The organism is Evansella cellulosilytica DSM 2522, from assembly GCF_000177235.2.
Lineage (GTDB): Bacteria > Bacillota > Bacilli > Bacillales > Salisediminibacteriaceae > Evansella > Evansella cellulosilytica.
The window spans coordinates 1,557,339-1,580,047 of record NC_014829.1 but is presented as its reverse complement, the minus strand read 5'-3'; the positions used below and the strand labels follow the sequence as shown (position 1 = coordinate 1,580,047).

Genomic DNA, 22,709 nt, shown 5'->3' with positions numbered 1-22,709 from the left:
ATATGACTTGAAGTGAGGAGTGAAAATATGTCTCAACCTAAAACTATTATTGAGAAGATTTGGGAACAGCATGTTGTTCATGAAGAAGAAGGAAAACCAGACTTACTGTATATAGATTTACAACTTGTACATGAGGTAACCTCTCCACAAGCATTTGAGGGGTTAAGAATTAAAGGACGTAAAGTAAGACGCCCTGATCGAACGTTTGCAACGATGGATCATAACGTCCCTACGCTAGATCGTTATTTCATTAAAGACCCTGTTTCAAGAAAACAAATGGATACGTTAAAAGCAAACTGCGAAGAATTTCATGTTCCACTTGCAGATATTGACCACCCTGATCAAGGTATCGTTCACGTTATCGGTCCAGAGCTTGGTTTGACACAACCAGGTAAAACAATCGTTTGTGGTGATAGCCATACGTCGACACATGGTGCATTCGGCGCACTAGCCTTTGGAATTGGTACGAGTGAAGTTGAACACGTTCTTGCCACACAAACGCTATGGCAATCTAAACCAAAAACGTTAAATGTCAAAGTAAATGGTGAGTTAGGCTTAGGCGTAACTGCTAAAGACTTAATTTTGGCTATTATCGCAAAATTCGGTGTTCATTTTGGTACAGGTTATGTCATTGAATATACTGGAGAAGCCATTAGGAACCTTTCTATGGAAGAAAGAATGACTGTTTGTAATATGTCTATTGAAGCAGGTGCTCGCGCAGGTTTAATAAGTCCTGATGAAACAACTTATGCATATTTAAAAGGCAAACGTCATGTCCCTAAAGACAATGAATTTGATGCTGCTGTAGAAAAATGGAAGGCTCTTGCTACTGACGAAGGTGCAGAATATGATCATACAGTTGAAATAAATGCAAATGAGGTAGAACCTCAAGTCACTTGGGGTACAAACCCAAGTATGGGGATACCAATTAGTGCTACTATTCCGAGCCCTAAAGATGCTAAAACAAATAACGATAAAGAAGAAATTGAACGAGCATTAGAATATATGGGATTAGAAGCAGACCAACCAATCTCATCAGTAAAGATTGATCACGTATTTATTGGTTCTTGTACAAACTCACGACTTAGTGATTTAAGAAAAGCTGCAAATATTGTTCGTGGCCAAAAAGTTAACCCTGCTGTGCAGGCCATTGTCGTACCCGGATCACAAACTGTAAAAATTGCTGCAGAAGAAGAAGGATTAGATGTTATTTTTAAACAAGCAGGATTCCAATGGCGTGAAGCAGGCTGTAGTATGTGTCTAGCAATGAATGACGACATTGTTCCTTCGGGAGAACGTTGTGCATCGACTTCAAACCGAAACTTTGAAGGGCGCCAAGGAAATGGCGCAAGAACACACCTAGTTAGTCCAGAAATGGCAGCAGCAGCAGCGATAGAAGGTCATTTCGTCGATGTACGTAAATATTCTACACCTACATTTTCTTCTTAAGGAGGTCAAAATTTAATGGAAGCTTTTAAAAAACATAGTGGACTTGTTTATCCACTAAATAGAGCAAATATCGATACAGATCAAATCATACCGAAACAATTTTTAAAACGCATTGAAAGACAAGGTTTTGGTCAATTCCTTTTTTATAACTGGCGCTTTCATGATGATGGTACACCTAGAGAAAACTTTACACTAAATGATGAAAAATATGACGGTGCATCTATATTAATTGCTGGGGATAACTTTGGGTGTGGGTCATCTCGTGAACATGCCCCTTGGGCACTTCAAGATTATGGATTTAAAGTCATTATTGCACCTAGCTATGCTGATATTTTTTATAGTAACTGTGTGAAAAATGGCATTCTCGCAATAAAGCTGCCTCAAGAAGAGACAGAAGCATTAATAAATAATGCTGAAGCAAATAGCTACACACTAACAATAAATTTAGCGGATCAAGAAATATACGACGATGCGGGATTTAAGTCTACCTTTGAAGTACCACCGTATCATAAAGAAATGCTTATTAATGGTTGGGATGAAATATCTGTGACATTGACACACGAGGATAAAATTTCTCAATATGAATTAGTACATGATTAAAACGAGGGTGACTCAGAAGGTCGAATTTTTACCTTTTGAGTCACCCTTATCTTTTGGGACAGCCTCTTTTTAAACCACTATACTGCTAAGCTTTTGCACTTCACACTATTTTTTGCTCTATTCTGTAAATTTCCTCATCAACAAGCCACTTAATAAACATTGCTTTCATTACATAAATTGGAAGTGAGGCGGTATAGCTCCAATTATCAAGTTGATAAATCCCTAACCATACAGTAATAGGTTCAAATACTAGGAAAAAACTATAGCCATTACTATATTTGCAATTAGGAATGACTTCCATTTAGGGAAAAATTGGTAAATCGCCATATGAAAAATAATAATGATTCCTTGGTCAATTGAAATTAAGCGAGGTAATATACTGACAAGTTGATATCGATACGACCATAATTGTAGCTCTACGCCTAAATCATCCATTATTAATACAAGTATCATTAATAGACAGCCAAATAACAGTATTCTACTTATATTTTTCTTATCAACAAACAGCCACCAAACGAGCCACGGGACAACTAGTATAGTTAGTAAAAGCCACCATTGAAATGTAAACACATTATGTTCTAACCAATATTCTAACCTCATGCTCACCAGTTTTTCATGAATGATTTTTATATCTTCATATGTTGGTGTTGTCATTCCTATATCCACTTTCTCCTTTATTTTTCTGCAAGGTTATTATTCGCACTTTAATTATTTTCATCCAATCAATTTTTTAATGAATGCCTAGCTTTTTACACGTAGACAATATCCCCCTCGCAATTATGGAAAGTTCGTCACTGAAAGCAGGAAAACAAGAAAATTACGAAGAATTTTATAGTATTAACAACATACTAATGTTGTAAATAGATACTGAGAATCGATAAATAAATAATAAGGAGGATTAACATGAAGGTTTGGTTAACACCAATATGCTTTTTGCTCATCCCTGTTTTTTATGTATGGATCAGGATAGTGGATTTTCATTTAGCTAGTTTCTTTATAATTACTACACTTCTTACAGTATTAGGAGCTTATTTTACAAAGCATTTACCACCACATGTCGATGACGATCCGCAGCATAGCAATTGAATATTTTATTGTGAAGTTGACTCAAAAGGTCGATTTTTTGAGGGCACTGAAAAAGAACTTAAATTCAAAGGGTAGACTAATAAATATAAGGTTGTTTGAATATAGGGGTTGATGAGACCTGTGCAAACTCGCTTTCCGTGGGCGGCTGGTGAGCCTCCTTGACCTGTGGTCTGCGGGGTCTCACCCCTGCCTTCGATCCCACAGGAACGAGCGTTACTTCGTCGCTAATGCTTCGAGTTGTCTCGACGGATACGCTCCGTAGCATATGCTCGTAGAGGAAGAGACAGTAAACTCGCTTGCTCCGGTCTCATCAACTTTCCCTATAATGAGGTATATTAAATATTAATGCAACGAAACAGCAAGTTTTTCACTTTTTCAGTGGCCTCGATTCTTTACCTTTTTGAGTCAACCTCTTCCTTTTAATAGCTTTTGGGACACCCTCTATTTTTTTCTTCCCTCTACTTAATTATTATCTTTTTTCCATCTTAATAAAGTGTATAAAAAAACCTTTAACAACACTTAATGAAAAGAATGACAAAAAAAAGTGATTGTTAGCCTCAATTTGTATATAATGAAGAATTGGAGGATCAAAATAAAGACTCATTTAACATAGAAAGGGTTTTGTATATATGTCTAATGAAACACCAAGGCGAACATTTGCCATCATTTCCCACCCTGATGCTGGGAAAACAACATTAACGGAGAAGTTATTATTGCTCGGTGGTGGTATTCGAAGTGCCGGTACAGTAAAAGGAAAAAAATCAGGGAAATTTGCAACTTCTGACTGGATGGAAATCGAAAAGCAACGGGGTATTTCTGTTACATCTAGTGTGATGCAGCTTATCTATAATGACATACAAATAAATATACTAGACACTCCTGGTCACCAAGACTTCAGTGAGGATACTTATCGTACATTAACAGCCGTTGACACTGCTGTAATGGTCATAGATAGTGTTAAAGGGATCGAAGCACAAACATTAAAGCTTTTCAAAGTATGTCGCATGCGTGGTATACCTATTTTAACCTTTATTAATAAGCTTGACCGTGAAGGGAAAGAACCACTAGATTTACTTGCAGAGATTGAAGAAGTGTTAGAGATGGAAACAGCGCCAATGAACTGGCCTATAGGAATGGGAAAAACATTAAAAGGTATTTATAGTATCCCAGATAAAAAAATTGAAGTGTATAACGATTCTCACGAGAGAGAAATCGTCCCATACGAAGATCAAAAAGTCCTTCAATCATTTGAACAGGAACAGCTTGAGGACGAGATTATGCTTTTAGAAGAAGCGGGTAACGAATTTACGATGGAAAAGGTCCAAAATGGACAACTAACGCCAGTCTTTTTTGGCAGTGCTTTATCTAGCTTTGGTGTTCAATCATTTTTAGATAATTTCGTAAAGCTAGCTGCTGAGCCACAGCCTAGAAAAGCTTCTGGTGAAGTTATTTTACCGGAGAGTAACACGTTTTCAGGATTTATATTTAAGATTCAAGCAAATATGAACCCTAACCACCGAGATAGAATAGCATTTTTACGTATATGCTCTGGAAAATTTGAACGTGGCATGGAAATCATGCTTTCACGTACCGGAAAGAAAATGAAGCTCAACCAATCGCAATCCTTTTTTGCTTCACAAACAGAAACGATAGATACTGCATTACCGGGAGATATTATCGGATTATATGACTCTGGTAACTTTCAAGTTGGGGATACTCTTGTTACTGGAAATGAGCGACTCGTATATGAAGAAATGCCACAGTTTCCTCCGGAGAAATTTGCGAAAGTGACGGCAAAAAATGCACTGAAGCATAAACAGTACCATAAAGGGATGGAGCAACTCGTTCAAGAAGGAACAATCCAGCTTTATAAAACGCCTTATTTTGAAGATTTCATCATTGGGGCAGTTGGGGAGCTACAGTTTCAAGTGTTTGAATATCGAATGAAGAATGAGTATAACGTTGACATTGAATTCCAACATATGACGCACGAGCTTGCCCGCTGGGTAACGAAGGGCGAAGTAACAGATAAAATGACTGATTCAAGAAAAATGCTCGTAAAAGACCAACAGGGGCGCTCTGTCATCCTCTTTGAAAATGAATTTACTTTAAGAATGTTCCAAGATAAGAATCCTGATTTATCACTATCATCTGGATGGGAGATTTTGGAGTAGGATCGAGACTCAAAAGGTTGATTTTCACCTTTTAAGACCGTCACAATAAAAAAAGACATATGATTAGCTCCCCAAAAGCTAGTCATATGTCTTTTTTTACCCAATTCTATCTTTCTTATATTTCTTTTTCCCCATTCCGTTACAATAGCGGCAAGATACTTTTCTAGTAAAAAACAGCTTTTTTCTGTCTACATATCCAGTCCCATTACACACCTTACAAATGTAAACGATAGCCATCTTACTACTCACCACTTTCGCTTTTCTTTTATTATACTACAGTCAACAAAATTTCTTGCTTGTATTGCCTGTACTTAAATAAATTTCCTGTTAGAAAAGCTGACAGATAAAAAAAACAAAATGAACATATTTATTGCTAAAATTCCTTTTTCTCAAGCTTCATATTAAACAATGATTTTCTTTTTAACCCTGTTGTTTCTGTCACAAACGAAGCTTCTAAAATCGCCGAAGAGTCAATAGATAGAACGAGTTCTTTCAACTTTGGATACCTGAAACGATCGGTAATGCAATAAATGATATGAACTTCACTGTTACTATATCCTCCCACTCCATGTAGATAAGTAATTGACATACCGAGTTCATCAATTAGTTGTTGTCCAATTTCTTCTGGTTTTTCAGAGATAATCATCACTGATTTCCCTTGATTAATACCATCTAAGACAAAATCAATCGTTTTCGACACAATGAAAAAGACTGCGATAGAAAACATTGCTTGTTCCAGAGAAAATACAAATGCTGCTCCAGTTAATATAACTGCATTTATTAATAATAGAAATTTACTGATCGGTATGTGATATTTTTTATTAATCCAAATAGCTAGCATCTCTGTGCCATCTATCGCTCCTCCAGCCTTTACTACAAGCCCAACTCCAACACCTAGTAATAAACCTCCATACAGTACTATAAGTACTTCAGAAGTTGTGATCGCAGGAAATGGGGCCATATTTATTAATGCTACAGTTGTTATTACATTAGCATACAACGTTCGTATAATAAATTTTTTACCCATGTACCTACCAGCAACATATAAAGAGGGTATGTTCAATATGACAAAGACGAGCCAAATAGGTAAACTGATAATGGCATTAAACATAATAGCTATTGCAGTGACTCCTCCATCAACTAAACTATTTGGTGCTAAAATTAACTCTAAACCAACAGCTACAACTATGGAGCCGATTGTTAAAATAAAATAATCAAATAATTTATTCAAATGTAACCACCCTATCATGAATGTTATTTCTTGTATGCTTTTTATCTTGTATTCTCTATTATAAACTGATAATCTCTTAGAAACAAAACTATATAATAACAATACTTTTATCTGAGTTCGAGTTCGATTAGAAATGGACACAAAAAAGCCTTCTGACTTAAACAGAAGGCGTGTATTAGCTCATGTAGCTTAATTGTTGTTCTTCTTTATTTGAGTTTTTTACGGTTAGGCGACGGTACACATTCATTAAATGATCAAGTTCCTGGCTATATCGAATCGTTTCCTTTGAAGTAAAACCATGATCTTTTGCAGAGCGAATCATTTGCCGTCTCTTGACTTCCATTTGTCTTTTTAAGTAGTAGCTTATCCCCAATTTCCTCACTCGTTTCTTCTATTTTATAGCATAGGAAATTAGTTTAATATGTCTCTAGTACACTATCACTATGCTAAAAGTCTATTATTAATATTAATTATTATATGAAATTTACATAAAAATAACAATAGTATATTGCATAAATTATGGTATTTTTTTCTACTATTTTTAAGAATTTTTAGCGTGTTTTTTAATTTCGATATACCTAGTTTAAAAGTAACAAAAAATACCATTTTTCGATTTTTTCTTTCGACAAACCCCCTACTAGTAAAAGTCTATAGGGGGTCCATTTTTTATCTATGTTCTTTAATCGTTATTTACTTTAAATTTTTGAGTAGCCTCAATTGCTAATTTCCAACCAGCATATAACTTTTCTTGTTTCTCCGCTGCATATGTTGAAGTAAACGTCCTTTCTTTTTTCCATAGGGCAGCAATTTGTTCACGGTCATCCCAAAAACCAATTGCTAAACCTGCTAAATACGCGACTCCTAAAGCTGTTGTTTCCTGAATTACTGGACGCTCTACTGGTACACCTAACATATCACTTTGAAACTGCATTAAAAAATTATTCGCTACGGCCCCTCCATCAACTCTTAACGTCTTTAAGCTTAATCCGGAATCACTTATCATTGCATTCACAACATCTTTCGTTTGATAACATAACGATTCTAACGTAGCACGAATAAAGTGTTCCTTTTCAGTTCCTCTAGTAAGACCGAATATGGCACCTCTCACTTCACTATCCCAATATGGCGTTCCTAACCCTACAAATGCTGGTACAACATAAACACCATTGGCAGACTCTACTCTTTCAGCATATTTTTCACTATCTTTTGATTGTGGAAACATACGTAGACCATCACGAAGCCATTGAATCGCAGAACCGGCAACAAAAATACTTCCTTCTAGAGCATATTCTACTTTGCCATCAATACCCCATGCAATTGTTGTTAATAGCCCATGTTTAGACGATACTGGTTTTTCCCCTGTTGTCATTAACATAAAGCAGCCTGTGCCATATGTATTTTTAACCATCCCTTTTTCAAAGCATACTTGACCGAACAATGCGGCTTGTTGGTCCCCAGCAATACCAGCAATAGGGATAGCCTCACCAAAGATATGATAGTCATCTGTTTTCGTATACACTTCTGATGAAGAACAAACATCTGGTAACATCGATTTCGGTATTGTTAAAATATCCAATAACTCCTCATCCCACTTAAGGTCATAAATATTATACATTAAAGTCCTCGAGGCATTCGTGTAGTCCGTTACGTGCGCTTTTCCTCCTGATAACTTCCAAACTAACCAAGTGTCCACTGTTCCGAATAATAATTCATTATTATTTGCCTTCTCACGTGCGCCTTCTACATTGTCAAGGATCCACTTCACTTTTGTACCTGAAAAGTATGCATCTATTAGTAAACCTGTTTTTTTCCTAAATAAATCATTTAAACCTTGTATTCTTAATTCTTCACATATATATTCCGTTTGTCTTGATTGCCACACGACTGCATTATATACTGGCTTGCCTGTATTTTTATCCCATACAATTGTAGTCTCTCGTTGATTCGTAATCCCAATAGCAGCAACCTCTTTTGCCGAAATCTCTGATTTTGTTAATACTTCGGTTATTACAGCTAGTACTGATGACCATATTTCATTTGGATCATGCTCAACCCAACCTGGCTTAGGAAAAATTTGATTAAACTCCTTCTGTGCAACATTAACGATTTCTCCGCCCTTATTAAAGATGATTGCCCTTGAACTCGTTGTCCCCTGATCAATTGAAAGAATATAGGTTCGTTCCATCGTTACCCTCCTTTTATGTACTTTCATTCTATTATTAATTGTAAACGCTTATTTACATATATGCATAAAAAAAACATTAAATATGAAAAGAGGTTGAATGAAAAGGGTCATTTTTACCTTTTCATTCAACCATCGGTATCCACTTTCTTATCTTGGAGGTAAGACATTCACTTCCATTGGGATCGATACTTTGTTTCCAGATTTTTTAATATATAATTCACCCTTCCAAATACCAGCGTACGGAAAGGACGTTTGTACTTCATACAGGCCATCCTCAACATGATGAAACGTAATTGATTTGTCTTCATGCATTTTACTGTGAGACAAATTCGCTCTTACGTCTCCCTCTGTAATCCACAAATGCCCCCCTTCAAGGGCGATAACTTGCAAATCAATCGGCATATTTGAAACAATTGGTTGCTCTCTCGCTGTCCACTGAATCGACCATTCTTCTACTATATGATCTCTTCCATTTTCCTCTGTCTGAAATATATATATAAATGCGAGAATACTCAAAGCTAGTCCTATTAAAAACATGGAAAAGGTTAACTGACGATGTCCTTTAAGTTCTCTTTTACTTTCAATAGACATTTATTCATGCCTCCCCTCATTTGTTAGGGTAGACATATTTTTTACATATCAAACTAAAAGAGATGTCCTAAAAGCTAGAGGTTGACTCAAACTTTCATGGCTTAATAGCCACCACTATGAATGAAAATGACTTGCGACCTGTGCTTGCTAATTTTTATAATAAGATTAGCAGGTCACAGGTCGTCCCTTTATTGGTGGAATTTTTACCCCGCGACTCAAACCGACCGAATACACCTACGAGCACCGCTAATTGTCGTTAAGAACACGTGTATAAAAATACCATGCTTACAGGTGTATGACCTGCATCATTTCTATTTTTATTAAGGAGTGATGAGTTATGGATGCAGTATTGGAAAGATGTGCTGGACTAGATGTTCATCAGGAAGAGATTGTAGCTTGTGTTATGTATGGTCCATTGGAAAAACGACCTAAAAAAGAGACACAAACTTTTCTTACAACGACGAAAGGCTTACTTGCACTTCATGATTGGCTAGAAAGCTTTAAATGCACCCATGTCGCAATGGAAAGTACTGGTGTTTATTGGAAACCAGTGTGGAATATTCTAGAGGGGAGTTTCGAATTAATTCTTGCCAATGCAAAGCGCATTAAGAATGTTCCTGGTCGTAAGACCGATGTCAGTGATGCAGCCTGGATTACCCAGTTATTGAGATGTGGGTTGATCACACCAAGTTTTGTTCCACCTGAAAACTTCCGAGATCTACGGGATTATACTCGTTACCGTAGAAAGCTTGTTGGCAATGCATCTTCAGAAAAAAATCGTATCCATAAGATCTTACAAGATGCAAACGTCAAGTTAACCACTTTTGTTAGTGATTTATTTGGTGTATCTGGACGAGCTCTTTTAGAGTCAATCATTAATGGTGAGGTGTTAACGGAGGAGCAGGTAAGAAGCTTGGTGAAAACTTCTTTAAAGAGAAAAGTACCTCAATTAGTTGATGCTTTAAATGGACGCGTACGCCAGCATCATCGAAAAATTATTCGCATGCATTATGATCATTTAATTTATCTTGAGAAACAAATTTCAGAATTGGAGGGTGAAATCGACCGTCTAATAACCCCCTATAACGAATATGTTGAATTACTCGATACAATCCCTGGTGTAAGTTTTAATGCTATAGCGGTGATTATTGCAGAGATTGGAGTAGATATGTCTTGTTTCCCATGTGATAAGCACTTAGCTTCATGGGGTGGATTATGTCCTGGTAATAATGAGAGTGCTGGAAAGAAAAAAAGCTCCCGGACCCAAAAAGGGAACAGGAGTTTAAAGGGTGTCCTTTGTCAAGCAGCATGGTCCGCATCCAAATCCAAAGGAACCCGGCTCTCCTCCTTCTTCTATCGTGTGCAGAAGAGAAGAGGTCAATATAAAGCATCGATGGCTACAGCACATCTTATTTTAAGGATAATATATCATATTATTAAAGACAAGATCCCCTATGAAGAATTAGGTTGGGATTATGCAGAAAAAGACACGGAAAGGAAGATCAACTACTGGATTAAGAATATTGAGTCAAAAGGCTTTAAAGTGACGGTAGAACAACCTACAGCATAAAAGTAAAAAAATGGAAAAGAGTACCCATAAGGATACCCTCCCCTTTTTTTTGTTTTTTTTGACTTACAAGGTATTCATTTTCGTATAAAAAGGTATAAATTCAACCATTTGAGTCAACCTCTTCTGTAATGGATTTCGGCAAGTGGTGCCATTTTAGCAACTTTCATCATATGGAACATCAATTATATTATGCGCGAATCAAGTTTTATCACTGTACTTAATTTCAAACAGATCTTTTCTATGGTCCCGCCATTGAGTAACCGTTCCTGACTTCCGGTGGCGCCGCAATATTTCCAAATCAACATCTCCTACAACAATTGTTTCTACGTTAGGGTTACATTCTCCCACTACACCATCCCTAGGAAATGGAAAATCAGATGGGGTAAATATTCCTGATTGTGCATATTGAATATCCATATTTTCTACCTGCGTTAAGTTCCCAACCGTACCTGCTATCATTGTATATACTTGGTTTTCAATCGCTCTCGCCTGAGCACAGTAGCGAACTCTTAAATAACCTTGACGATCATCTGTACAGAAAGGAGTAAAAATAATATTAGCACCTTTCTCTGTTGCACGTCTCGCAAGCTCTGGAAATTGGATATCATAACAAATTTGAATCGCAATTTTTCCACAATCTGTATCAAATACTTCAATTTTATCTCCACCATGAATCCCCCAAAACTTTTGTTCATTTGGAGTAATGTGAAGTTTATACTGCTTTTCAATCGTCCCGTCTCTTCGGAACAAGTAGGCAATATTAAATATTTTACCTGCTTCCTCTACAAAATGAGATCCACCAATAATATTAACATTATACTTAATCGCAAGCTCAGTAAATAAATTGATATAGTCTTCTGTATAATCAGTTAATCTTCGAATAGCCTGGCTAGGACTTTTTTCTTCTATAAATGAAAGTAATTGCGTCGTAAAAATTTCCGGAAATACTACAAAGTCTGATTGATAACTCGCTCCAACATCTGCATAATATTCGCACTGCTGCGCAAATTCTTCAAACGAATCAATCTTCTTCATCATATATTGAATCGCACAAATTCTTACTGGGAAGGATGTTTTAAAATGACGTTTACTCGTTGGCTGATAGTCAACATTATTCCATTCCATTAATGTGGCATATTTCATTGATGCTTTATCATCATCTAAATAATTTTTATTTACCCTTTTTAAAGTAAACCCGTTCATCACCTGAAATGTCAGAACAGGATCATAAATACTATGATGCATTACTTCTTCCACGTACTCACGTGGTGTCATGTCAGTTGCATATTTATTATAATTAGGAATTCGCCCACCTATAATAATACTTTTAAGGTTTTTTATTCTCGCTAAATCCTTTCGAGCCTCATAGAGACGACGTCCAATTTTCATCCTCCTAAATTCAGGATGAACAGCAACTTCTATTCCGTACAAATTGTAACCGTCTGGATCGTGATTCGTAATATAACCTTCATCCGTTATTTCATCCCACGTATGTTGATCATCATACTCATCAAAATTTATAATTAAACTAGAGCAAGAACCGATTATATCACCATCGAGCTCTACACAAAATTGACCTTCAGGAAACAGCTCAATATGGCTTAATAACTGCTCTTTTTTCCATGGATTCATTTTAGGAAAACAAATTTTTGAAAGTTCAATTATTTTTTCAATATCATCATGTCGTATCGTTCTAATGATGAGTTTTTTTTCGAACTTTGACATATCTAACGTACTCATGAACCATTCACATCCTTTCAAGTGTAGCAATGCTTTATAGTATAATCGAATATCATAAAATAGCAAATAATCTTAATCTACATAATAAAAAAAGAAGCTAGTAATTTCCACCATAGCTTCTCCAAAATAAAAAAATATATATGCTTTTAGCTCGCTTTATCAGACAATGATATATGAACATCAATAAGGCCTAATTTTGAGTCTAGTGGAACAGTAATAAACATTTTTGTTGTACGGTAAACCGATTCTTTCTCATTTACCATTGGTGGCGTTACATCAATGATGCAATTTTCCTTTGATAGTTCAGTAGCTGTAGAGCCCGCAACCCAATTCCCAAACTCTTGAATGGCACTCCATCCCATTTCATCTAACTTTTCAATCACCATACCACCCATCATAACTCCTACTATATTTTTTGCTGTATCTTCAGTTATAGAACAGATGATTTGGCCTGAAAGTTCACCATTAACACCTAAAACGACGGAAACATCGTTTGATGGCACAGATTGTTGCTGTGCTTTCGGATTTAATAATGTAACATCTACACCAAAATGGCTAGATAGTATTGACTTTGTTGCTCTACAAACTGCATTTATATGTTTTACATCCATTGTTACCTCTCCTTTTAAAAAACAAACGCCAAGATTCGACATTAATAACTCTATTATATTGTAATCACTCGAAAATTGTAAGACTTTTTCATCATTACTTTTGTCTTATATTACTTTTTTCTTGCTGCATACCACTCTTCTCTCGCTTTCTCCACAATGGTAGGCTCAAGATGACGATCTTTATGCTCAATAATTTTAGACAAATATACAACCGCCTTGTCTAATAAACCAAGCCTTCTACTTATAGCACCCATTAAAAATAGCAACTTCACTTCCGACATTTTTGTAGATTTAAAATCACCATTTTCATATGATAACTCATATTTTTGTATTGCATTTTTTAAAAACCTATTTTCTTCTTCCTGTTCCTCTTTATAGCGAAGTACCCAGCTTAATCTTAAGCATATTCCGGCAATAACAATTGCTGGCTGATTCGTTATATTACTTGATAGTAATGCTAACTTATAAGTATTGACCGCATCTTGATATGACCTCTCCGTTCCATAATCAAGTCCTTCCCAGCGAGCCGTTACGGACTTTCGAAACAGTTCAACTTCTGATTCACTAAAAGAAGTAGTGAATTGATCTGTAAAAGCAAATCCACAATCAGGGCAAACATATACCTCGTATAAGGTTGGATTATTTTGAGATTCTTTATATATAGTAAAATTGTCATTTTCTATTTTCTCAACTCTAATCGCTCGAGAACGAAGTTTCTTTGAAGTATACTTATGATTACATAATGGGCAGCTTATTTTTTTGTCATATGTTGCTGATATTTCTTGGTTCATCACGCCACCATCCCTTTAAAACTACCTCTAGTATAAAAGACCCGTTTTCCTTTTTAAAGATTTTCATATAAAAACGACTTTTATGATTGAAAAGACCTATATTTCTATCCTTATCTATAATGAATATCACCCCTTTTTTTGTAACTTTATGTCAAAAAATATATTATTAAAAACAGATGACAATTGCTTACTATACCTAATAGAAAGCTTTTCTTATGATAGAATAAGGTTACAATCTAAAAATAAAGTGGGGTATGCAACACTAACTTAGATTTTTGGAAAGGAGCTTTAGTGTGGAGAATATTTCAGTATTAATTTGCGATGATTCTGCAACAGTGAGAGAACAATTGAAAGATACATTAAAATTAAACGGAATTACATCTATTTATGAAGCATGTGATGGTGAAGAGGCTATTGAAATTTGTCATGTAAATCAGCCCCACCTTGTATTTATGGATATCATTATGCCGAAAATGGATGGCATTGCAGCACTAAAAGAAATTCATCAACGATACCCTTCCATTAAAGTCATTATGGCGTCATCAACAAGTGGCCTAGCCCATCTAAAAAAATCCAAACTATTAGGTGCATATACTTTTATTCAAAAACCAATAAGTGAATTAGCAATAAAAGAAGTCATTGAGAAATACTTAGACGAAAAATCAGACCAAACATTTAATGTATAAAGTCTATCATTCCTACAACTAAACTAATCCAAAACTGTGAAAATATTAATTTAGTTCTATATCATAGTTTTGAATCATAAAACTCTTCTATAAGCTATCTGTTATAGAGGAGTGATAATGATGACAAAAAAGGCAGCATTCATGATTATTTGGCATCAATTTTGGTTAGATTGGAATGAAATTAAAGCTTATTATTATGGAACTTTACGCCACGCGCGAAGAAGAGATAAGCATGAGGAAAAATTAGCTAACTGGACAAATGACGGAGAGTTTGATACGGACGTTTATACCGAGATGATAAAGCTTTTTCGCTACATAAAAAAAGGTATAGTGAACGTACTTCAAAAAATAAAAGGAATCAATCAACGATAGCCGAATGATTGGTTCCTTTTTTTAAGCTCTTTTAAAGGTTAGTGTTAATTTTTACTTACATGCTCGCGACTCCTGTGGGAATAGGTAGCTGAACATCCCGCAGGGAGAGAGGCACTGAACATTACTTCTTGAATCCGCTCCGAGATGTCTTGACGGATGCAGCTTCAAAGCGAAAATCAACATCAATGTTTAACATAGCTTACTTATTAATTAGTTAATTAGTTAGCATATCGTTAGCAATCTGATCTAATCCAATAATCATTAATGCTTCTAACTCTTCTTCTGACATTCTCTCTAAAACCTTTCTTTCTATTTCCGCCTGTTCATCTGCACTCATACCTCGTGCTGCCTGCATCGTAATTTCAGTTATTTCTTCTACTGAAAACTTACTGACGATCGCTTTCGTGGCCTCCTCCTTCGTTGTAAATGGGAGGTTATTTACTTCACTCGCCTCAGGGAGCTCTGAAGCAGGAAGCTTATATTCTTCTAATAATTGCCGCACACTCGGATCGGACAGCCATTCCTCTACAACTTCATCAGTTAACATCTCATTTGCTATTTGACTCACTAGCTCTTCAGACGTATAGGATAATAATAAACGGTAGCCCCCATATCCAACCCCAATAATGATAATTAATATGATTAAAAATTTTTTCATTTACTTCCCTTTCCTTATTATGTTTTCTCATTCTATTATTGCAAACTTTTCTTTATATTGCAGTAGGTTTTTTATATTATGTTGGAGGAAAAATATCCGTACTTTCCTCACCTTTTCCACGCCCTTATGTGCTCTGAGAAGTGTTTTATCGGGATTTTCATAGTAGTAGTTTTCTAGTACAAAAAAAAAAACGAGTGAATTGCTTCCGCTCCATTCACTCGCTCCAGCACCAATTGATTAATGTAATACTTAGCATCTCAAAAATTCCAAATCGGCACTATTATATTACATTAGCATTATAAACCAGCTTGTCGTTGTAGACGTCTAGCAATTTCTTGGAAATCCTCATAGGATACTCCAGGTGCAAACTCTTCCGGTATTTCTTCTAAATCTGGAATTGTTCCTCCTTGCGGTGTTCCTTGAATAACCTCTAGCTTACCTCCATCACTTGGATGTTGTCCTTTCCATATTTTTGAGACATCTTGATAGTCTCTTGCACTAAATGTATAAAGCTTACGGTGTTGACCTTCTGCTTCAAACTTCCTCGCTGTTTCAAATTTACTATTATCCAAATTTGGTATTGGTACCATTTTCGTAACATCTGCACCCGTTGCTATTTCCAATGCTTTTGCATATGCCACAACATGGACACCACCACGAACGAGTAAATATCCTATCATCTCACGAGCCACTGGATTGTCGGTCATCTCGTAAACGCGCATTTTATGTGTTCTTGCTCCGCATTCTAAGAAAAAATTATGCAATAAATCTAAAACTAAGTTACCACTATTAAATACGTTATCTCCTGTCCATGCATTTCCCATTGAGTCGGCTGGTATCGCAGTTTGTGCTGTTGCAATATAATGGTGCGCGTTTCTTTTATCTTTTGCATTTTGCATAGGAGTAACATCTGGGTCACCTGGAAATGTCGTTCCTTGTATCATTAAATTAATTGTGTTTGAAACTAACTCCACATGACCAAATTCTTCAGCAGTAATACTAGCAACTAAATCATAAAACGGTTTTAATTTTCTTTTATTACGAAAGTTAAATGATTGAAACATATAATTGTTTAGCGTTGACATTTCACCATATTTGCCACCTAATAATTCCTGTACGGCTGCAGCTCCATCAGCATCTGGAGCTTTTGGTTTAGGTAATTCAATTTGAAGTTTATCAATGCGAGTAAACAAACGCTGTCCCTCCATTTCAATTTCCTTACTATAAAAGTGATGATAAAAGTACACTCTCTCAAAGATATGAAGGGATAGGTATGTCTTAAAACTAAATGGTGACAGAATCGTAGTACTTTGACAGCTAAATATTTATAAGTCCATAAAAAAACTCTAAAGGAAACGAAATTCCTCTAGAGTATGTTTATAGACACTAGACTATGCTAAAATAACTGCTGTCCCATATACCATCACTTCTGAACTGCCACTCATAATGGAAGATGAAGAATAGCGTACGTTTACAATTGCGTCAGCGCCTAGCTTTTCAGCTTGAGCAATCATCTCTTTTTCCGCAATTGCACGCGACTCACGAAACATTTCTTCATACTCAACCATTTTACCCCCGACTAACCCTCTTAATCCTCCTACAATATCTTTTCCAATATGCTTTGCTTGCACTGTATTACCAGATACAATGCCTAAAGCCTTTTTAATTTCCATTCCTGCGATATTTTCTGTATTCACAATAATCATGATCGTCGCCTCACTTCTATTTTTTATATTAGTATTTACGCATTAGATTACATTTAGTTTCAACTTTGATAAGAAAAAAGTCTGCAGAATAAATTGCATCACGTTTATTGTAAAAGGTATAATAAGGAATATAATAATGCGAGAGGAGGCTAAAGATGTCATTTTTCACTAATTTAAGCAAAGAAGAAAAGACGGAATATGCTATTGTATTTAGTATTTTTGCAATTTCTATTATCGTTGGTATGGTCGTTGGTCAAAATACCGAATGGTTTAGACCAGCTTTCTCCTCAGCAGGATATATGGCAGCATCCTTAGTCACTTGTTTAGTTCTATTTATGATATATAATGTTACACTTTTTTTCATATCACTTTCCAAAAAAAAATCAGTAAATGAATAAGAAAAAACTAAAAACGAGCCTGAAGCTCGTTTTTAGTTTTTTCTTAGAAGCAGTGGAATTTCGCCGTTGTTCTTAAAGTACTAGTGAGTGTTCTTCTCACTAGTACGCACGGCGATAAAATTCCACTGCCATATATTTATACATTATCTTTTAAAAAACTAAAAACGAGCCTGAAGCTCGTTTTTAGTTTTTTCTTAGAAGCAGTGGAATTTCGCCGTTGTTCTTAAAGTACTAGTGAGTGTTCTTCTCACTAGTACGCACGGCGATAAAATTCCACTGCCATATATTTATACATTATCTTTTAAAAAACTAAAAACGAGCCTGAAGCTCGTTTTTAGTTTTTTCTTAGAAGCAGTGGAATTTCGCCGTTGTTCTTAAAGTACTAGTGAGTGCTCTTCTCACTAGTACGCACGGCGATAAAATTCCACTGCCATATATTTATACATTATCTTTAAAAAAACTAAAAACGAGCCTGAAGCTCATTTTAGTTTTTTCTTAGAAGCAGTGGAATTTCGCCGTTGTTCTTAAAGTACTAGTGAGTGCTCTTCTCACTAGTACGCACGGCGATAAAATTCCACTGTCAAATTTATCTTTCTTATCTTTTTATATAAGAAAAAGGGTGAATCAAAAGGTTAATTTTTACCTTTTGATTCACCCTTTAGTGGCTTACAACAATCTCTTTTTTACATTTAAACTTGGTTTGCGTATTTCTTCTTCTTAGCGATTCTTTCTCTTTCATTTTTATCAAGAATTTTTTTGCGTAATCGAATAGATTCAGGAGTAACTTCACAAAGCTCATCATCATTTAAGTACTCAAGCGCCTCTTCTAATGTCATAATTCTTGGTTTCTTCATCGTAACTGTTTGATCCTTCGTTGCTGAACGCATGTTAGTCATTTGCTTTAACTTCGTAACATTGACGGTTATGTCATTTTCACGAGAATGCTCTCCGACAATCATACCTGCATAAATTTCCGTTCCAGTCTCTACAAAAATTTGTCCTCTATCTTCTACTTGCATAATTCCATACTGACTTGCCTTCCCTGCTTCCATAGAAACCATCACACCAGCTCTACGTCCACCTACTTGCCCTTCAACCATCGGCTGGTAGCTATCAAAAGTGTGATTAATAATGCCGTACCCTCGTGTTTGAGTTAAAAATTCAGTTGAGTAACCAATTAAACCACGTGCAGGAACCATAAATTCTAAACGTACTTGTCCGCTACCGTTGTTCGTCATGTTTTGCATGTCACCTTTTCTAGCACCTAACGATTCCATAACAGCGCCAGTATACTCCTCTGGAACGTCAATTTGTACGCGTTCAACTGGCTCACAGCGAACGCCATCTATTTCACGAACAATAACCTCTGGTTTAGACACTTGTAGCTCATATCCTTCACGTCTCATGTTTTCAATTAAAATGGACAAATGTAATTCTCCACGTCCTGAAACGATCCAAACATCTGGTGACTCTGTGTTTTCAACACGTAAACTAACATCAGTTTCTAACTGTGCACGTAGTCTTTCTTCAATTTTACGACTCGTTAAATATTTTCCTTCGCGACCAGCAAAAGGACTATTATTAACAGAGAATGTCATTTGAAGAGTCGGCTCATCAATTCGTAAAATAGGTAATGGGTCTTGTGCATCAACTGGACAAACTGTTTCCCCTACGTTGATCTCTTCCATACCTGATACTGCAATTAAGTCCCCTGCTTTCGCTTCTTCTATTTCAATACGTTTTAAGCCAAGAAAACCAAAGAGTTTCGTTACTCTGAACTGTTTTACAGATCCATCAACTTTCATTAATGCTACTTGCTGCCCTACTTTCATCGTGCCACGAAACACACGACCAATACCGATACGACCTAAATAGTCATTATAATCTAAAAGTGCAACTTGGAACTGTAAAGGTTCATCTTGATTGTTCACTGGGGCAGGTATATGTTCGATTATTGAATCAAATAGACAGCTCATATCGTCATCTTGCTTTTCATGATTTAGACTTGCAGTCCCGTTAATAGCTGAGGCATAAACTACAGGGAAATCTAGCTGATCCTCATCCGCACCTAGATCAATGAATAAGTCAATAACTTCATCTACTACTTCTTCAGGTCTTGCAAAGTCTCTATCTATTTTATTTACAACAACTATCGGCGTAAGCTTTTGCTCTAATGCTTTTTTTAATACAAAACGAGTTTGTGGCATTGTTCCTTCGTAGGCATCTACTACAAGTAGAACGCCATCTACCATCTTCATGATACGCTCTACTTCGCCACCAAAGTCAGCATGTCCAGGTGTATCCATAATGTTAATTCGTTTATCTTCATAATTAATTGCCGTATTTTTCGCAAGTATCGTAATTCCACGCTCTTTTTCAATGGCGTTAGAATCCATTGCTCTTTCCTCTACTTGTTCATTTGTTCGGAACGTTCCAGATTGGTGCAGCAATTTATCGACTAGCGTTGTTTTACCATGATCAACGTGGGCAATAATTGCAATATTTCTAATATCTTCACGAATATTCATTATATTTAGTCTCTCCTTAATGAATCAATTTTCACACAACTGTACTATTATATCATTGTTTACATAATAGAATCAATTTCATAATTCACTTTTATAAAAAAGCCAACACTTTCAGAATTAATAGTTATATCGTTTTTTAAATCAGTTACTTTAAATTTGTGTTGATTTCCTCTTAAGGATACTCGCTTGCCGCGGGCAACGCTTCAGCTTCCTCGGGAAACCCACCCTGCGGGATCTTCAGCTGTTGCTTTTCCCGCAGGCGTCTCGTACCTTCAGCTCCAATCAACGCTGTTTTAAAATAACATTGGTCCTTTTACAAAAGAATTAAGCTGCTACTGAATTCATTGAATATTGTTTTTGAGCAAGTCTCATGCTAGCTAATTTCATTCCATTGTACACCATGGTAACCAAATCAAAATGGACTTTAGCTCGTTTTCCTGTTCGATATCTTACATTGTTCAACTGAAAGAATTCTTTTAGGTATCCAATGACCCTTTCAACGGAACTCCGTTCCTTAAATCTATCTTTCCAGGCAACTGAACCGCGTGCGGGTGCACTGTACCGGCGTAAATCCGACTCTATTTTTATCTTGTAGACCTTTTGGCATAATGTATCTTCAGCTAGAGGACAATCCCTACACTCTTTTGGACGTGTGTATTTTAAGGTTTGGTATTTTTTATCAAAGCTATCGTATCGATAGGAATGTTCCCTTACACACGTTGGAGCGAAATTTTCATCAAACCCAATTGGCTCTGATTCATTTTTTTTGTTATAAGCAATGATGGAATATCCTTTCATTCGATGGACTTGTTCATAGATTGCATCGTAATCATATCCTGCATCCATTAGTGCATAGATCATCCTAAGTTCCGAAAAGTTTCTCTCTATTCCTTTTAATAAAGGTATAGCAGCTTTACCATCGTTTAGCCTACCTGAGGAAATCATTGAATGAAGAATAAACTGAGTTTTGGTATCAACAGCTAAATGACCTTTATAACCAAACCAAAACACATTTTTCCCTTCACTATTTTTCTTCACGCCCCATGTAGGATGAAGTGGCATTTGATCATGAAGTTCATCGTAAGAAACGTCTAGTTGATCTTCAATTTTCTTTTCAAAAATAGACAAGGATGCTTCCTTAGCTTCTTTCTCTTTTAACCATTGTTCATGTTCGGCCTTTGATTTACGCCCACGTTTCTTTGGCTCAGACTTTGGTTTCTCTTCTTTTTTTGAAGGAGCCTGATCTCTCGCCTCGAAGTGACCAGAGTCAATCGCAATATTAGGATCTGTAATATATTCTTCGTTGATTGCATCAGTTATTATTTGAGAGTTTACCTCTTCAAGAATGTCTGTATCTTTAATTTTTGTAATCATCCTTGAAAATGAAGCTTCAGAAGGGACTGGATCAGATATCAAAAAGCCACAGTCCAGCTTAAACTTAAGGTCGGTGTTTAAACGTTCAACTAGGAGTTGCATCTCGGGAATTCTCTCAACAAGCCTCACCACGAGTGCTTGAATCATTGCAGGATAGTTTAATTCTACAGGTCTACCTAAATTAGATCTTTTCACTACGATAGTGAGGATGGGATGAATATCAATCGCTGAAAAAATCTCATCATAACGTTGGGTAGGTTCTAAGTCAAATAAAATTTGCATGCTAAAAAGGCTCTCTTGTCGTACAATAGACATAAGGGGCTTCCTCCCATTCGAATTGGTTTGTTCGTCACTTACTAAATTCGACATTTGGGGAGGTACTCCTTTTTTCATGTTCTGAAACCCTTGGCCCATAAGGGCCAATAATTATGAAATTGATTCAATAATAAAGCTTTATTATTTATTTATATATTTTTATAGTTGAATCAATTTCATAATTCACTTTTTAAAAAAGATTATAGTCTCAGAATAATATCATCTCATTAAAAAATTCCTGTTAACTTAACTTTGTTGTTGATTTTCACTTCAGGATACTCGCTTGTCTCTTCCTCTTCTAGTTTCGCTCTGAAGCTGCATCCGTCGAGACAGCCCGCAGCGTATTCAAGAAGTATATGCTCGGTGCCGCGGGCAAGGCTTCAAGAGGGCACTGAAAAAGGTTGAAATTTACCTTTTTCAGTCCCTCAATGCAATGCGCGTAGTCGTTGCAATCTTCTGAAAGACTACTATGAGTGGGGTTTCTCATAGTAGTCGCTCAACGAACGGAGCCATTGCTATCCACCTTGCCCACCCCGATGGATCTTCAGCTCTTGCTTTTCCCGAAGGCGTCTCGTACCCTTTCGTTCAATTCAACAATACTTTGTACAAAACGGGGGAATTATGCTGCTACTGAATACTAAATT

21 protein-coding genes are annotated in these 22,709 nt (G+C 36.2%); 8 read left to right on the top strand and 13 right to left on the bottom strand.

What is annotated here, in order from left to right; all coding sequences use genetic code 11:
* Positions 1-27 precede the first annotated feature (27 nt).
* Both leuC and leuD read left to right on the top strand, forming a co-directional pair.
* Positions 28-1,449 (top strand): 3-isopropylmalate dehydratase large subunit, encoded by a 1,422-nt coding sequence (gene leuC / locus BCELL_RS07045; protein ID WP_013487994.1) that lies wholly within the window; start codon positions 28-30, stop codon positions 1,447-1,449.
* A gap of 15 nt (positions 1,450-1,464) precedes the next feature.
* Entirely contained in the window at positions 1,465-2,049 is a 585-nt protein-coding gene (gene leuD / locus BCELL_RS07040) for a 3-isopropylmalate dehydratase small subunit (protein ID WP_013487993.1), read from the top strand.
* Between the two features lie 249 nt (positions 2,050-2,298).
* On the opposite strand, the gene BCELL_RS07035 is transcribed toward leuD, so the two are convergent.
* Positions 2,299-2,703: a CBO0543 family protein gene (locus BCELL_RS07035; protein ID WP_013487992.1), complete on the bottom strand. Its 405-nt coding sequence runs from the start codon at positions 2,701-2,703 to the stop codon at positions 2,299-2,301.
* A gap of 249 nt (positions 2,704-2,952) precedes the next feature.
* On the opposite strand from BCELL_RS07035, the gene BCELL_RS07030 reads away from it, so the two are divergent.
* The gene (locus BCELL_RS07030) at positions 2,953-3,135 is read left to right on the top strand and encodes a hypothetical protein (RefSeq protein ID WP_013487991.1); all 183 of its coding nucleotides are present in this window, start codon (positions 2,953-2,955) and stop codon (positions 3,133-3,135) included.
* A gap of 629 nt (positions 3,136-3,764) precedes the next feature.
* The gene (locus BCELL_RS07025; RefSeq protein WP_013487990.1) at positions 3,765-5,309 is read left to right on the top strand and encodes a peptide chain release factor 3; all 1,545 of its coding nucleotides are present in this window, start codon (positions 3,765-3,767) and stop codon (positions 5,307-5,309) included.
* A 373-nt stretch (positions 5,310-5,682) separates the two neighbouring features.
* Here the strand turns inward: BCELL_RS07025 and BCELL_RS07020 are convergent, their stop codons facing one another.
* The 4 genes from BCELL_RS07020 to BCELL_RS07005 form a co-directional block, all read right to left on the bottom strand.
* On the bottom strand, positions 5,683-6,540 hold the full coding sequence (locus BCELL_RS07020) for a YitT family protein (protein ID WP_013487989.1): 858 nt from the start codon (positions 6,538-6,540) through the stop codon (positions 5,683-5,685).
* 175 nt (positions 6,541-6,715) lie between these two features.
* Positions 6,716-6,922: an aspartyl-phosphate phosphatase Spo0E family protein gene (locus BCELL_RS07015; protein WP_245546961.1), complete on the bottom strand. Its 207-nt coding sequence runs from the start codon at positions 6,920-6,922 to the stop codon at positions 6,716-6,718.
* A 297-nt stretch (positions 6,923-7,219) separates the two neighbouring features.
* Positions 7,220-8,725, bottom strand: a complete 1,506-nt coding sequence (glpK, locus tag BCELL_RS07010) for a glycerol kinase GlpK (RefSeq protein WP_013487987.1) — start codon at positions 8,723-8,725, stop codon at positions 7,220-7,222.
* A 147-nt stretch (positions 8,726-8,872) separates the two neighbouring features.
* On the bottom strand, positions 8,873-9,316 hold the full coding sequence (locus BCELL_RS07005) for a hypothetical protein (protein WP_013487986.1): 444 nt from the start codon (positions 9,314-9,316) through the stop codon (positions 8,873-8,875).
* A 337-nt stretch (positions 9,317-9,653) separates the two neighbouring features.
* On the opposite strand from BCELL_RS07005, the gene BCELL_RS07000 reads away from it, so the two are divergent.
* Complete coding sequence (locus BCELL_RS07000; RefSeq protein WP_013487985.1) at positions 9,654-10,886, top strand: IS110 family RNA-guided transposase; 1,233 nt, start codon at positions 9,654-9,656, stop codon at positions 10,884-10,886.
* A 198-nt stretch (positions 10,887-11,084) separates the two neighbouring features.
* On the opposite strand, the gene BCELL_RS06995 is transcribed toward BCELL_RS07000, so the two are convergent.
* The 3 genes from BCELL_RS06995 to BCELL_RS06985 all read right to left on the bottom strand — a co-directional run bounded on the left by BCELL_RS06995 (position 11,085) and on the right by BCELL_RS06985 (position 14,028).
* Positions 11,085-12,626, bottom strand: coding sequence for a GNAT family N-acetyltransferase (locus BCELL_RS06995; RefSeq protein WP_013487984.1), 1,542 nt, complete (start codon positions 12,624-12,626; stop codon positions 11,085-11,087).
* A 146-nt stretch (positions 12,627-12,772) separates the two neighbouring features.
* The gene (locus tag BCELL_RS06990) at positions 12,773-13,237 is read right to left on the bottom strand and encodes a chemotaxis protein CheX (protein WP_013487983.1); all 465 of its coding nucleotides are present in this window, start codon (positions 13,235-13,237) and stop codon (positions 12,773-12,775) included.
* Between the two features lie 110 nt (positions 13,238-13,347).
* A complete protein-coding gene (locus BCELL_RS06985) occupies positions 13,348-14,028 on the bottom strand; it encodes a DUF2225 domain-containing protein (protein ID WP_013487982.1) in 681 nt (226 codons plus the stop codon).
* A 293-nt stretch (positions 14,029-14,321) separates the two neighbouring features.
* On the opposite strand from BCELL_RS06985, the gene BCELL_RS06980 reads away from it, so the two are divergent.
* Together BCELL_RS06980 and BCELL_RS06975 are read left to right on the top strand one after the other, a co-directional pair.
* Positions 14,322-14,714 (top strand): response regulator transcription factor, encoded by a 393-nt coding sequence (locus BCELL_RS06980; RefSeq protein ID WP_013487981.1) that lies wholly within the window; start codon positions 14,322-14,324, stop codon positions 14,712-14,714.
* A 117-nt stretch (positions 14,715-14,831) separates the two neighbouring features.
* On the top strand, positions 14,832-15,086 hold the full coding sequence (locus BCELL_RS06975) for a hypothetical protein (RefSeq protein WP_013487980.1): 255 nt from the start codon (positions 14,832-14,834) through the stop codon (positions 15,084-15,086).
* Between the two features lie 214 nt (positions 15,087-15,300).
* Here the strand turns inward: BCELL_RS06975 and BCELL_RS21545 are convergent, their stop codons facing one another.
* From BCELL_RS21545 to BCELL_RS06960, 3 genes are all read right to left on the bottom strand, one after another.
* A complete protein-coding gene (locus BCELL_RS21545; RefSeq protein WP_013487979.1) occupies positions 15,301-15,744 on the bottom strand; it encodes a hypothetical protein in 444 nt (147 codons plus the stop codon).
* Between the two features lie 296 nt (positions 15,745-16,040).
* On the bottom strand, positions 16,041-16,937 hold the full coding sequence (locus tag BCELL_RS06965) for a manganese catalase family protein (RefSeq protein WP_013487978.1): 897 nt from the start codon (positions 16,935-16,937) through the stop codon (positions 16,041-16,043).
* 198 nt (positions 16,938-17,135) lie between these two features.
* Positions 17,136-17,450, bottom strand: coding sequence for a YbjQ family protein (locus BCELL_RS06960; protein ID WP_013487977.1), 315 nt, complete (start codon positions 17,448-17,450; stop codon positions 17,136-17,138).
* A 155-nt stretch (positions 17,451-17,605) separates the two neighbouring features.
* On the opposite strand from BCELL_RS06960, the gene BCELL_RS06955 reads away from it, so the two are divergent.
* Positions 17,606-17,848, top strand: a complete 243-nt coding sequence (locus tag BCELL_RS06955) for a hypothetical protein (RefSeq protein WP_013487976.1) — start codon at positions 17,606-17,608, stop codon at positions 17,846-17,848.
* 689 nt (positions 17,849-18,537) lie between these two features.
* On the opposite strand, the gene typA is transcribed toward BCELL_RS06955, so the two are convergent.
* A complete protein-coding gene (gene typA, locus BCELL_RS06950; protein WP_013487975.1) occupies positions 18,538-20,376 on the bottom strand; it encodes a translational GTPase TypA in 1,839 nt (612 codons plus the stop codon).
* A gap of 324 nt (positions 20,377-20,700) precedes the next feature.
* Positions 20,701-22,065: an IS1182 family transposase gene (locus tag BCELL_RS06945; RefSeq protein WP_013486809.1), complete on the bottom strand. Its 1,365-nt coding sequence runs from the start codon at positions 22,063-22,065 to the stop codon at positions 20,701-20,703.
* Positions 22,066-22,709 lie beyond the last annotated feature (644 nt).

Coding starts and splice junctions, on each gene's coding strand:
- BCELL_RS06960 (WP_013487977.1), bottom strand. CDS start 17,450: ATGATTATTGTGAATACAGAAAATATCGCAGGAATGGAAATTAAAAAG.
- BCELL_RS06990 (WP_013487983.1), bottom strand. CDS start 13,237: ATGGATGTAAAACATATAAATGCAGTTTGTAGAGCAACAAAGTCAATA.
- BCELL_RS07005 (WP_013487986.1), bottom strand. CDS start 9,316: ATGTCTATTGAAAGTAAAAGAGAACTTAAAGGACATCGTCAGTTAACC.
- BCELL_RS07000 (WP_013487985.1), top strand. CDS start 9,654: ATGGATGCAGTATTGGAAAGATGTGCTGGACTAGATGTTCATCAGGAA.
- BCELL_RS06985 (WP_013487982.1), bottom strand. CDS start 14,028: ATGAACCAAGAAATATCAGCAACATATGACAAAAAAATAAGCTGCCCA.
- BCELL_RS07030 (WP_013487991.1), top strand. CDS start 2,953: ATGAAGGTTTGGTTAACACCAATATGCTTTTTGCTCATCCCTGTTTTT.
- glpK (WP_013487987.1), bottom strand. CDS start 8,725: ATGGAACGAACCTATATTCTTTCAATTGATCAGGGGACAACGAGTTCA.
- BCELL_RS06995 (WP_013487984.1), bottom strand. CDS start 12,626: ATGAGTACGTTAGATATGTCAAAGTTCGAAAAAAAACTCATCATTAGA.
- typA (WP_013487975.1), bottom strand. CDS start 20,376: ATGAATATTCGTGAAGATATTAGAAATATTGCAATTATTGCCCACGTT.
- BCELL_RS07035 (WP_013487992.1), bottom strand. CDS start 2,703: ATGACAACACCAACATATGAAGATATAAAAATCATTCATGAAAAACTG.
- leuD (WP_013487993.1), top strand. CDS start 1,465: ATGGAAGCTTTTAAAAAACATAGTGGACTTGTTTATCCACTAAATAGA.
- BCELL_RS06945 (WP_013486809.1), bottom strand. CDS start 22,065: ATGTCTATTGTACGACAAGAGAGCCTTTTTAGCATGCAAATTTTATTT.
- leuC (WP_013487994.1), top strand. CDS start 28: ATGTCTCAACCTAAAACTATTATTGAGAAGATTTGGGAACAGCATGTT.
- BCELL_RS06955 (WP_013487976.1), top strand. CDS start 17,606: ATGTCATTTTTCACTAATTTAAGCAAAGAAGAAAAGACGGAATATGCT.
- BCELL_RS06975 (WP_013487980.1), top strand. CDS start 14,832: ATGATGACAAAAAAGGCAGCATTCATGATTATTTGGCATCAATTTTGG.
- BCELL_RS21545 (WP_013487979.1), bottom strand. CDS start 15,744: ATGAAAAAATTTTTAATCATATTAATTATCATTATTGGGGTTGGATAT.
- BCELL_RS07025 (WP_013487990.1), top strand. CDS start 3,765: ATGTCTAATGAAACACCAAGGCGAACATTTGCCATCATTTCCCACCCT.